Source organism: Mycetocola sp. Y442 (genome assembly GCF_056898615.1).
This window is the reverse complement of record NZ_JBXHBV010000001.1, coordinates 428,300-440,429: the sequence shown is the minus strand read 5'-3', so window position 1 is coordinate 440,429 and position 12,130 is coordinate 428,300. Positions and strand designations below refer to the sequence as shown.

9 protein-coding genes are annotated in these 12,130 nt (G+C 66.8%); 8 read left to right on the top strand and 1 reads right to left on the bottom strand.

The genetic code is table 11. The features are described 5' to 3' along the window. Positions 1-251 precede the first annotated feature (251 nt). Positions 252-1,523 (bottom strand): glycosyltransferase, encoded by a 1,272-nt coding sequence (locus AC1X6S_RS02085; RefSeq protein WP_483404173.1) that lies wholly within the window; start codon positions 1,521-1,523, stop codon positions 252-254. A gap of 940 nt (positions 1,524-2,463) precedes the next feature. Between AC1X6S_RS02085 and pyrR the strand changes: the two genes are divergently transcribed. The 8 genes from pyrR to gmk are packed head-to-tail and all read left to right on the top strand — an operon-like array spanning position 2,464 to position 12,054. Beyond that, on the top strand, positions 2,464-3,003 hold the full coding sequence (pyrR, locus tag AC1X6S_RS02080) for a bifunctional pyr operon transcriptional regulator/uracil phosphoribosyltransferase PyrR (RefSeq protein ID WP_483404172.1): 540 nt from the start codon (positions 2,464-2,466) through the stop codon (positions 3,001-3,003). Then, on the top strand, positions 3,003-3,953 hold the full coding sequence (locus AC1X6S_RS02075) for an aspartate carbamoyltransferase catalytic subunit (protein ID WP_483404171.1): 951 nt from the start codon (positions 3,003-3,005) through the stop codon (positions 3,951-3,953). Before pyrR ends, AC1X6S_RS02075 begins: the two co-directional genes overlap by 1 nt. Before the next feature lie 2 nt (positions 3,954-3,955). Beyond that, positions 3,956-5,302 (top strand): dihydroorotase, encoded by a 1,347-nt coding sequence (locus AC1X6S_RS02070; protein WP_483404170.1) that lies wholly within the window; start codon positions 3,956-3,958, stop codon positions 5,300-5,302. Next, entirely contained in the window at positions 5,295-5,834 is a 540-nt protein-coding gene (locus AC1X6S_RS02065; protein ID WP_483404169.1) for a PH-like domain-containing protein, read from the top strand. The genes AC1X6S_RS02070 and AC1X6S_RS02065 overlap by 8 nt, the downstream gene beginning before the upstream one ends. Further along, entirely contained in the window at positions 5,831-7,000 is a 1,170-nt protein-coding gene (gene carA, locus AC1X6S_RS02060) for a glutamine-hydrolyzing carbamoyl-phosphate synthase small subunit (RefSeq protein WP_483404168.1), read from the top strand. Before AC1X6S_RS02065 ends, carA begins: the two co-directional genes overlap by 4 nt. Beyond that, positions 7,000-10,293 carry a carbamoyl-phosphate synthase large subunit gene (carB, locus tag AC1X6S_RS02055; RefSeq protein ID WP_483404167.1) on the top strand — a complete coding sequence of 1,098 codons (3,294 nt, stop codon included), beginning with the start codon at positions 7,000-7,002 and terminating at the stop codon, positions 10,291-10,293. Before carA ends, carB begins: the two co-directional genes overlap by 1 nt. Further along, entirely contained in the window at positions 10,290-11,132 is an 843-nt protein-coding gene (gene pyrF, locus AC1X6S_RS02050; RefSeq protein ID WP_483404166.1) for an orotidine-5'-phosphate decarboxylase, read from the top strand. Before carB ends, pyrF begins: the two co-directional genes overlap by 4 nt. Then, on the top strand, positions 11,125-12,054 hold the full coding sequence (gene gmk / locus AC1X6S_RS02045) for a guanylate kinase (RefSeq protein WP_483404165.1): 930 nt from the start codon (positions 11,125-11,127) through the stop codon (positions 12,052-12,054). The genes pyrF and gmk overlap by 8 nt, the downstream gene beginning before the upstream one ends. Positions 12,055-12,130: the final 76 nt, after the last annotated feature.

Genomic DNA, 12,130 nt, shown 5'->3' with positions numbered 1-12,130 from the left:
CAGCCGCGCGCCGCCCAGCAGGGCGAGGGAGGACAGCGCGGGGAACATTATTCAGGAGGCGCGGGAGGTCGTACGGAGAAGGCAGCGTTCCGCACCGAATGGCGTGCGCCACCGGGAGACCGCCCGCCACCTGCTCGGAAGAAATCGCCCAGGTCAGTGGCTTGGGTCGTGTCGGCGAACGCCCGTCACCGCTCGCGCGGTGGCGGGCGTTTTTCGTGCGGGTTTTCAGCCGAGGCTCGCGTGCACTGGTCTCATCGAATCAACGCTTCACAGCGATCGACGACGTCCGCCTGGCCGCGCGATCGGTTGAGCTCGCGTGCGAGTCGATGAGCAGAATTCCGGAAGGCGGGGTCGGTGGCGACCCGCCGGTACGCGGCGGCGATCGCCGTCGCCGATGGGGTGCCGGTGCGGAGGTCGACGCCTGCGCCGCTGTATGCCACGCGTGCGGCGATCTCGGGCTTGTCGATGTCTCCGCCTGCCACGATCAGCGGAACTCCGTAGCGCAGTGCGGCAAGGACGCCGCCCCAGCCACCGTTGGTAATAACGACGCTCGTCAGCGGAAGCAGTTCGTCGTAATCGAGGACGCTGGCGACGCGGGCGTTGTGCGGCACCGGGAAGGCGGGAGCCGTTTCGACGGCGGACCCGGTGGCTGCGACGACGAGCACCGGGGCATCCGCAAGTGCAACCATCGCCGGGTGCAGAAGGTCGGCCGGGTCGACATTCAGAGTGCCCTGGGTCACGTGCACAACGGGGACCGTGGCGGAGACGACGTCAGGCCACCAGGCGGGGCTCTCTGGTGTTGCCGGGGGAGTCGTGCGGATGGCGCCGATGTAGTGGGTGGTCGGCGGCAGGTCGGTGCGGGGATAGTCGAGGGACGCTGTTCCGGTGACGCAGGTGAGTGTGGGTGAGACCCATGCGGTGTCGAATCGCGTTGCCGTTGGCGGGAGCCCGACCCGTTGCCTGGTGTCGTTCCACGCCCGGTGCAGGCCTCGTGTCAGGAGCCGGGCCGCATGCCGGAGGATGGCATCCCTGAGCCGTCCGATTCGGCCACGCCCGGGGTGGAGGGCGAACCCGGCAGGGGGAAGGTCCCGGCTCGGGGTGGTGAGCGGGACGAGGGAGAGCGTTGCCCACGGTGCTGGTGTGGTTTCGGCGATGAGTGCGGCACCACAGCTGAGGCTGTCGGCGAGGATGAGGTCCCACGGCTCTGTTCGCCAGGCGCGGGTCAGGTCGCTGTGCTGGGCGGCGCCGGTGCGGATGAAGAGGTGCTCGAGGTTGGCGATCGTCTGCCGTGGGCCCTTGCGTCCGACCAGCTGGGGAAACGTGGCAGCCAGGTTGTGTTCGTCGAAGTCGGGTGCATCCTGCCAGGCCACGACTGTGGCGCCGACGGAGGCGAACCGGTCGGCCCAGGCGGCGCCGGTGTACACCCGCACTGCGTGGCCACGGGCCAGGAACTCGCTGACGACGGCGAGCATCGGCGCGACGTGTCCTGCGAACGGCATGACCGCGACCAGAATCCGTGCCACGATGCCTCCCGGTCTCGACGCGGGCACCACCTGGTGCCCATTATGCACGGCGAACGGGCGATTGGGCATGGGGCGGTGTCCGGGAATGGCGGGGCGTGCGCACCCGGGTGTGCAGTCCCACGCGCGAGCGCATCACTTGTGGTCGAGCGCATCAGTTACGCGGGATGTTCTCGACCGCAACTGATGCGTTCGCAGCGGGGGGTGGTGGCTTCGCACCCCGGCGGGCATGACGTCGCTGGGCGGTGCCTTGCGTGCTCAGCGGTGGGTGTCGCCCGCGCTCCGGGAGGAAAAACCGGGGGCCAGGGCGCCTATGGCCCGCGGCCCCCGGGTTCCTCCTCCCAAAACGCAGCGCCCGCCGGTATGCGTCGGCCAGTGGGTGCAGTGCAGCGGGGTGGGCAGCTGGGGGTGTAGCTCGGGTGGCGCGGGTGTCTCGGGAGGCGAGAAAGACCACGGGAGCTGGGACGGGAGCCGCGGTAGTTCGGGTGCTCCGGGAGGGAAATCGGGGGTGCGGGTGCCTATGGCCCGCGGCCCCCGGGTTCCTCCTCCCGAAACGACGCCAGCGGGGCAGTGGAGGTGGGACGGGAGCCGGGGTAGTGCGGGTACTCCGGGAGGAAAAACCGGGGGCACGGCGCCCTATGGCCCGCGACCCCCGCGTTCCTCCTCCCAAAACGCAGCGCCCGCCGGTGGGCGGCGGCCAGCGGGTGCAGTGCAGCGGGGTGGGCAGCTGGGGGTGTAGCTCGGGTGTTTCGGGAGGGAAAACCGGGGGTGCGGCGCCCCACAGGCAGCGGCCGCTCCGTTTCGCCTCCCGAGACGCCGCGGTACACGATGGGGAGCACGCGCCGGCCCGGCGTCACAAACGAGATCAGAGCCCGGCGACTGCTAGAGTGAAAAATAATTGACAACCTTTAACGCCGTCCGAGAGACGGAGAAGGGAGTCGGCATGAGTGCGCGCGTCGTACTTCAGCAGGCTGACATCGCCCGAGCGTTGACCCGGATCTCCCACGAGATCCTTGAGTCCAATCGAGGCGCAGAGAACCTCGTCCTCCTCGGCATTCCGACCCGCGGGGTCATTCTCGCCGACCGCATCGCCGCTCTGATCTCGGAGATCGCCGGCACGCCGATCGACGCAGGGTCCCTCGACGTGACCATGTATCGCGACGACCTCGCAAAACACCCCACCCGCACTCCGGCACCAACGCACATCCCCGCATCCGGTATCGATGGCAAGACCGTGGTGCTCGTCGATGACGTCCTGTACTCGGGTCGCACCATCCGCGCCGCTCTCGACGCCATCGGCGACATCGGCAGGCCCCGCGCCGTCCGCCTGGCCACCCTCATCGACCGTGGGCACCGTGAGCTGCCCATCCGCCCCGACTTCGTCGGCAAGAACCTGCCGAGCGCGCAAACCGAACGCATCAACGTGCGCCTTGCCGAACTCGATGGCGCCGATCTGGTCTCGATCGATGGGATGGAGTCCTGATGCGCCACCTCCTCTCGACGCGGGACTTCAGCCGCGACACAGCCATCGAACTGCTCGACGTTGCCGAAGACATGGCCGACACCCAGTTGCGCGAGGTCAAGAAGCTCCCGACCCTCCGCGGCAAAACCGTCGTCAACCTCTTCTTCGAAGACTCCACCCGAACCCGCATCTCGTTCGAGGCTGCCGCCAAACGCCTGAGCGCGGACGTCATCAACTTCAGCGCCAAAGGGTCGAGCGTCTCGAAGGGGGAGAGCCTCAAAGACACAGCACAAACGCTTCAGGCCATGGGCGCGGATGCCGTCGTCATCCGTCACCCCGCATCCGGCGCACCGCAAACCCTGGCGACCAGCGGATGGATCGACGCCGGAATCCTGAACGCGGGCGACGGGACACACGAGCACCCGACGCAGGCGCTCCTCGACGCGTACACGATCCGGAAGCGCGTCCACGGCGCAGCCTCGCGAGGGAAAGACCTCGACGGGCTCACGGTCACGATCGTCGGCGACGTGCTCCACTCCCGCGTCGCCCGGTCGAATGTCTGGCTGCTCACGACGCTCGGCGCCACCGTCAGCATCGTGTCACCGCCCACCCTCGTGCCGGTGAACACCTCGGGCTGGCCGGTGACCGTTGGCTACGACCTCGACGAGGCCATCGCCTCAGAGCCCGACGTCATCATCATGCTCCGCATCCAGGCCGAGCGGATGCGAAACGCGTTTTTCCCCAACAGCCGGGAGTATTCGAGGCGGTGGGGCCTCGACAATGGACGATTGCACCAGCTTCGGGCGACTACCATTGTCATGCACCCCGGACCGATGAACCGGGGTCTGGAAATCTCCGCTGCAGCAGCTGACTCGCCCCAGTCCACGGTTCGCGAACAGGTGGCCAACGGAGTTTCCGTGCGGATGGCCGCACTTTACCTGCTGCTGTCGGGCGATCGGGAGGACGCATAACCATGACTACAGAGACCTACGTCCTCCGCCAGGCGACCCTCGCAGACGGCAGCACCACAGACATCCGCATCGCCAACGGCATCATCGCCGAACTCGGTGGATCCCTCTCCGCCGACGGCGCCTCCGTTGTTGACGCGGACGGACTGCTCGCGCTCCCTGGCCTCGTCGACCTGCACACCCACCTCCGTGAACCCGGCTACGAGCAGAGCGAAACCGTGCTCACCGGTACGCAGGCCGCAGCCGCCGGGGGATTCACCGCCGTCTTCGCCATGGCGAACACCTCACCCGTCGCAGACACCGCCGGTGTCGTCGAGCAGGAACTGGCCCTCGGGCAGGAAGCCGGCTACGCGACGGTCCAGCCGATCGGCGCCGTCACCGTCGGGCTGGCGGGCGAACAGCTCGCCGAACTCGGCGCGATGGCAGCATCCCGCGCCCAGGTGCGGGTGTTCTCCGACGACGGCTTCTGCGTCTCCGATCCGCTGCTGATGCGCCGCGCCCTCGAGTACGTCAAGTCGTTCGACGGCGTCATCGCGCAACACGCCCAGGACCCCAGGCTCACCGTCGGCGCCCAGATGAACGAGGGCGCCGTGTCGGGCGAACTGGGATTGCAGGGCTGGCCTGCGGTCGCCGAAGAATCGATCATCGCCCGTGACGTCCTGCTCGCCGAACACGTCGGGTCACGGCTCCACATCTGTCACGTATCGACCGCGGGAAGCGTCGACGTCATCCGCTGGGCCAAAGCGCGTGGCATTTCCGTGACGGCTGAAGTCACCCCGCACCACCTCCTGCTCACCGAAGAGCTCGTCCGAAGCTACGACGCCAGGTACAAGGTCAACCCGCCGCTTCGCCGGCAGGAAGACGTCCTCGCGCTCCGTGAGGCCCTCGCTGACGGCACCATCGACATCGTCGCAACGGACCACGCACCGCACCCGACCGAGCACAAGGACTGCGAGTGGGATGCCGCCGCGAACGGCATGGTCGGCCTCGAGTCCGCTCTCAGCGTTGTGCAGGCATCCGTTGTCGATACCGGCCTGCTGAACTGGTCAGACGTCGCGCGGGTCCTCTCATCGGCCCCCGCCCGGATCGGACGCATCACGCGGCACGGCCAGGGCATCGCCGTCGGTGCGCCAGCCCAGGTGCTGCTCTACGACCCCCAGGCGTCGCGCACCTTCAGCACCGGCGACCTCCGCGGCAAGGGCATGAACTCGCCCTACCTTGACCTGGCCCTGCCCGGTCGCGTCGTTGCGACCTTCCACGACGGCTACCCAACGGTCCTCGACGGGGCTCTGCGCCCGGTCGATGTGATCGCGCGCCAGGCGCTCACCGGACGGGCGGGCGCGAATGCCTGACCGGCTCCTTCCCGCAGCCCTCGTTCTCGGACTCCTCGCGATCCTGCTCGCCGGCATGTGGCTCGCGTGGCGCGCCAGGGCTCGACGCGACAGCGGCGTCTCCGCGAGTGCACCTCTTCCCACCGGTGGTATCCATCCGCTGCTGACGACAGACGTCCTCTACGTGGCGACGACAAGGGCCGGCCAGCCGCTCGAACGACTGGCGATCAGCGGCCTGGCATTCAGGGCCCGCGCCGAACTCATCGTGGCTGAGGAGGGAGTCGTGCTGTCCGTCCCAGGACAGGAGCCGATCTTCCTGCCGGCCGACAGCATCCGCTCGTCCCAGCCAGCCACCTGGACCATCGACCGGGTCGTCGAATCCGACGGACTCGTCAGCATCACCTGGCGTACAGGCGACACGGATGCCGACAGCTACGTTCGCGTCATCGATCCGACCAAGCACGCCCCAGTACTCGACGCACTGGCGTCACTGAACTCGACGGGCCCGGCATCGTCCGGTCCCGCACCGTCAACCGAGAGTGAGAAACCATGAGCAATTCACGATTTGGCTCAGCAGAACCCGCCGTCCTCGTTCTGGAAGACGGCTCCCGCTACGTCGGTCGCGCATACGGCGCGACGGGCAAGACACTGGGCGAGGTTGTCTTCTCGACGGGTATGACCGGGTACCAGGAGACCCTCACCGACCCGTCGTACGCGGGCCAGATTGTGCTCATGACGGCCCCGCACATCGGCAACACGGGAATGAACGCCGAAGACATGGAGTCGTCCCGCGTCTGGGTCGCCGGCTACGTCGTGCGCGACCCATCCCGCATGGTGTCGAACTTCCGGTCGGAGCACAGCCTCGACAGCGAGCTCTCACGCGACGGCATCGTCGGCATCAGCGACATCGACACCCGCGCCGTCACTCGGCGCATTCGGTCAAGCGGCTCGATGCGCGCCGGGATCTTCTCCGGCGCCGACTTCAACCTCTCGGAGGGCGACCAGCTCGACCAGGTCCGCCAGGGTCCAGAGATGAAGGGCCGCAACCTCTCCGGCGACGTGTCGACGATCGACCCGTACGAGGTTCCCGCCCAGGGCGAGCGCATCGGCCGGGTGGCGGTCCTCGACCTCGGCATCAAGAAGTCGACGGTCAACTACCTGTCCGAGCGCGGCTTCGATGTCATGGTGCTCCCGCAGAACGTCACTGCAGACCACGTCCTGAGCCTCAAACCGGACGCCCTGTTCTTCTCTAACGGCCCGGGTGACCCGGCCGCGAGTGACGCACACGTCACCCTGCTCCGCGAGGTCCTCCGCGAGAACGTGCCGTACTTCGGGATCTGCTTCGGTAACCAGCTGCTCGGTCGGGCACTCGGCTTCGATACCTACAAGCTCCCGTTCGGCCACCGCGGCATCAACCAGCCGGTGCTCGACAAGTCCACGGGCCGGGTTGAGATCACCTCGCAGAACCACGGCTTCGCCGTCGACCTGCCGATCGAGGGCGACCACCAGTCACCCGAGGGATTCGGTCGCGTCGAAGTGAGCCACTACAGCCTCAACGACCAGGTGGTCGAGGGACTTGCCTGCCTCGACATCCCCGCGTTCAGCGTCCAGTACCACCCGGAATCGGCTGCAGGCCCGCACGACGCCAACCACCTCTTCGATCGCTTCCGCGACCTCGTGATCGCGAACAACCACACCTCAGCAGGAGACGACAACTAATGCCAAAACGCGACGACATCCAGAGCGTCCTCGTCATCGGTTCGGGCCCGATTGTCATCGGCCAGGCCGTCGAGTTCGATTACTCGGGAACCCAGGCCTGCCGCGTGCTCCGGGAAGAAGGCGTCCGCGTCATCCTGGTGAACTCCAACCCGGCGACGATCATGACCGACCCGGACTTCGCCGACGCGACGTACATCGAGCCGATCACCTGGCAGGTCATCGAGACCATCATCGCCAAGGAACGCCCGGATGCCATCCTGCCGACCCTCGGCGGCCAGACGGCGCTCAACGCGGCCATTCAGCTGCACGAGAACGGGATCCTCGAGAAGTACGACGTCGAGCTGATCGGTGCCAACTTCGAGGCGATCAACAAGGGTGAAGACCGCCAGATCTTCAAGCAGCTCGTGCTCGACGCCGGCGCAGACGTTGCACGGTCGCACATCGCGCACACCGTCGAAGAGGCTGTCGGTTTCGCTGAGGACCTGGGCTACCCGCTCGTCGTCCGCCCCTCGTTCACCATGGGTGGACTTGGATCGGGTTTCGCCTACAACGAGACCGAACTCCGCCGCATCGTCGGCGACGGCCTGCACCAGAGCCCCACCACCGAGGTCCTCCTCGAGGAGTCCATCCTCGGCTGGAAGGAATACGAACTCGAACTCATGCGCGACACCGCGGACAACACCGTCGTCGTCTGCTCGATCGAGAACGTCGACCCCGTCGGCGTCCACACCGGCGACTCGATCACCGTCGCACCGGCGCTCACCCTCACCGACCGTGAGTACCAGAAGCTCCGTGACATCGGCATCGACATCATCCGCGCCGTCGGGGTCGACACCGGTGGCTGCAACATCCAGTTCGCCATCGACCCGGCTGACGGCCGCATCATCGTCATCGAGATGAATCCCCGCGTCTCCCGGTCGAGCGCACTCGCCTCGAAGGCAACGGGATTCCCCATCGCCAAGATCGCCGCGAAGCTCGCCATCGGCTACCGCCTCGACGAGATTCCGAACGACATCACCAAGGTGACGCCGGCGAGCTTCGAGCCGACCCTCGACTATGTCGTCGTCAAGGTTCCCCGGTTCGCGTTCGAGAAATTCCCCGCGGCGGATGCCACGCTCACGACAACGATGAAGTCCGTCGGTGAGGCCATGGCGATCGGCCGGAACTTCTCGACGGCGCTGCAGAAGGCACTCCGTTCGCTCGAGAAGCGCGGATCGAGCTTTCACTGGGGCGAGGAGCTCCGTTCGGTCGAGGAACTCATCGAGATCTCGAAGGTGCCGACAGACGGACGCATCGTCGTCGTGCAGCAAGCGCTCCGCCTCGGCGCGACGCCCGAGCAGCTCTTCGAGGCCACCAAGATCGACCCGTGGTTCCTCGACCAGATCTCCCTGATCAACGAGGTTGCGGACTACATCCGCGACGCGCCGGTCCTCGACACCGAGGTCCTCGTCACGGCGAAGAACCACGGCTTCTCCGACGTTCAGATCGGCCAGCTCCGCGGATTCGGTGAGGCCCAGGTCCGCGAGGTCCGCCACATCCTCGACGTTCGCCCCGTCTACAAGACGGTCGACACCTGCGCCGGCGAATTCCCCGCGCTGACGCCGTACCACTACTCGAGCTACGACACCGAGACCGAGGTCGCTCCGTCCGACCGCCGGAAGGTCGTCATTCTCGGTTCAGGCCCGAACCGGATCGGCCAGGGTGTTGAGTTCGACTACTCCTGTGTCCACGCGTCGTTCGCGCTCAGTGAAGCGGGCTTCGAGACGATCATGATCAACTGCAACCCGGAGACCGTGTCGACCGACTACGACACCAGCGACCGGTTGTACTTCGAACCGCTGACCCTCGAAGACGTCCTCGAGGTCATTGACGCCGAGAGCAAGTCGGGCGAACTCGTCGGTGTGGTCGTCCAGCTCGGCGGACAGACCGCGCTTGGCCTCGCCACGGGCCTCAAGGCCGCTGGCGTGCCGATCCTCGGCACCACACCTGAAGCGATCGACCTGGCCGAGGAACGCGGTGCGTTCTCACAGATCCTCGCGAACGCCGGACTGCTCGCTCCGAAGAACGGCACAGCGACCGAAATCACCGGCGCGATCACCATCGCGGAGGAAATCGGCTACCCGGTTCTGGTTCGCCCCAGCTTCGTCCTCGGCGGCCGCGGCATGGAAATCGTCTACGACACGGCATCCCTCGAGGACTACTTCCTGCGGATGGCCGACCAGGGCATCATCGGACCCCAGCACCCGCTGCTCGTCGACCGGTTCCTCGACGACGCCATCGAGATCGATGTCGACGCGATCTACGACGGGACCGAGCTGTACATCGGTGGCGTCATGGAGCACATCGAAGAGGCCGGTATCCACTCGGGTGACTCGAGCTGCACCCTGCCTCCCATCTCGCTCGGACGCGCACAGATCGACAGGGTCCGCGATGCGACCCTGGCCATCGCGCAGGGGATCGGCGTGCAGGGACTGATCAACGTCCAGTTCGCGATCGGCGCCGGCATCCTCTACGTCCTCGAGGCGAACCCCCGTGCATCACGCACGGTTCCGTTCGTGTCGAAAGCGCTCGGCATCCCACTGGCCAAGGCGGCGTCTCTCGTTATGACCGGCGCGACCATCGCCGACCTCAAGGGATCGGGACTCCTCCCTCCCGTCGACGGTTCGCGCATCCCGATCGACTCACCGGTCTCGGTCAAGGAAGCTGTGCTTCCGTTCAAGCGGTTCCGCACCGCCGACGGCCGCATCGTCGACTCAATCCTCGGCCCCGAGATGCGATCGACGGGTGAGGTCATGGGTATCGATAAGGACTTCCCGCGCGCGTTTGCCAAGAGCCAGACCGCAGCCTATGGCGGCATCCCGCTGTCTGGCACAGTCTTCGTCTCGGTGTCCGACCGCGACAAGCGCTCGATCGTGCTTCCGATCCTCCGGTTCCAGGAGCTCGGCTACGAGATCCTCGCGACCGAGGGAACCGCAGAGATCCTCAACCGCAACGGCATCTCGGCTCGCACGGTCCGCAAGTACTCCGAGGGCGACGAATCGACACTCGGCGAACCGTCGATCGTCGAGCTGATCAACCGCCACGAGGTGGACATCGTCATCAACACCCCGTCCGGCCGCAGTGGTCGTGCCGATGGCTACGAGATCCGTGCCGCAGCGGTTGCCGAAGACAAGCCGCTCTTCACGACGATCGCCGAGCTGACCGCCGCTGTCGCCTCCATCGAGGCCGTCCGCAACGGCTTCGACGTCCGCTCACTGCAGGAGTACGCCCAGGACAGGGCGTCTCGCGCATGACGGCATCCTTCGGGGAACGACTTGAGCGCGTCTTCAGCGAACGCGGTCGGCTCTGTGTCGGCATCGACCCGCACGCCTGGCTCCTCAGGGACTGGGGACTCGCCGACACGGCAGCCGGCGCGCGCGAGTTTGGCCTCCGGGTCCTCGACGCCGTCGAGGGCAATGCCGGAATCGTGAAACCGCAGGTGGCCTTCTTCGAGCGGTTCGGCTCCGCCGGATATGCCGCGCTCGAAGAGGTCCTCGCCGCCGCTCGTTCACGCGGCCTCCTGGTCATCGCCGATGCCAAGCGGGGGGATGTCGGTTCGAGCGTCGAGGCGTACGGGCAGGCCTGGCTTACGCCCGGTTCGCCCCTCGAGGCCGATGCGCTCACGGTGAGCGCATACCAGGGCGTCGGCTCACTCGCCGCGCCGGGTGCCCTCGCCGAATCGACCGGCAAGGGCCTGTTCGTGCTGGCTGCGACGTCCAACCCCGAAGGAATCGCACTGCAGCAGGCACGGATGCCGACGGGCGAGACGGTCGCGCGATCGATCGTGAACGAGGTCAACGCCTGGAACGCCGAGCACGCCAGCGGCGCTCTCGGATCCATCGGCGTCGTCATCGGAGCGACACTCCGACTCGCCGACTTCGACCTGGAACTCGCACCGCTGCCGGCACCGCCGGTGCTCGCTCCCGGCTTCGGCCACCAGGGCGCAGAAGCCGAGGCCATGCGGTCAATCTACGGTGCACTCACGAGCGGTGTCATCGTCTCCGAATCACGAAGCGTGCTCGGCGCGGGTCCCGATGGGATCCGTAGCGCCGTCACCACCCGAGCAGAAATAGTGAGGCAGGCCAGTGCCTGAGCAGACAGTCCGAACCCCACCGGAGGTCGACCGCGTCGCGGCATCCCGCGCCGCTGTCGAGGCTCGACGCGCTCGAGCAGAACTTAAGAACCGGGTGTCCTCCGGCGCCATATCGGCGCTGACCGTGCTCGACGACGCCTTTGCCGACCCCGATGGTGTTGCCGGTCGCATGCGCGTGACCGATTTCCTGCTGAGCGTGCCCGCGATCGGGCGCACCAAGCTGACCAGGATCCTCGATGACCTGAAGATTTCGCCCGCCAAGCGGCTCGGCGGCCTCGGCCCCAACCAGCGCACCCGGCTCCACGACTTCATCGCAGACCGGGAATCCAAAAACCGCCAGCACAAGCGTTCACGACTGATCGTGCTCGCCGGGCCGACCGCGGTCGGCAAGGGAACCGTCGCCAGTTACATCCGTGAGAATTATCCGGATGTCCTCCTCTCGGTGTCGGCGACGACCAGGAAGCCGCGGCCGGGCGAGATCGAGGGCGTCAACTACTTCTTCGTCGATGACGCCGAGTTCGACCGGCTAATTGAGAACAACGAACTGCTCGAGCACGCCACGGTGCACAACGCCTCGAGGTACGGCACCCCACGCGGGCCGATCGACGAGGCCCTCGCCCGTGGCGACAGTGTCCTGCTTGAGATCGACATCCAGGGCGCACGCCAGGTTCGGGCCGCAATGCCCGAGGCCACCCTCGTGTTTTTGCTTCCGCCCAGCTGGGACGAACTGGTCCGACGGCTGGTCGGACGGGGCACAGAGGATGCTGAGGAACGCGAGCGCAGACTGGAGACCGCGCGGCACGAATTGGCCGCACAGGACGAGTTCGATTACCGCGTCGTGAACGGCACAGTGGCTGACGCAGCCCAGGAGGTCGTAGACTTGATTAAGACTCGCGGCGCACGACCCCGACGCGCTGTGTGAAAACAGCGCCGAATCGGGCGAACGCACAGCACCAGGCTGTGCATTCACTGTAGCGATGCAGCCGCCAAAAGACCTT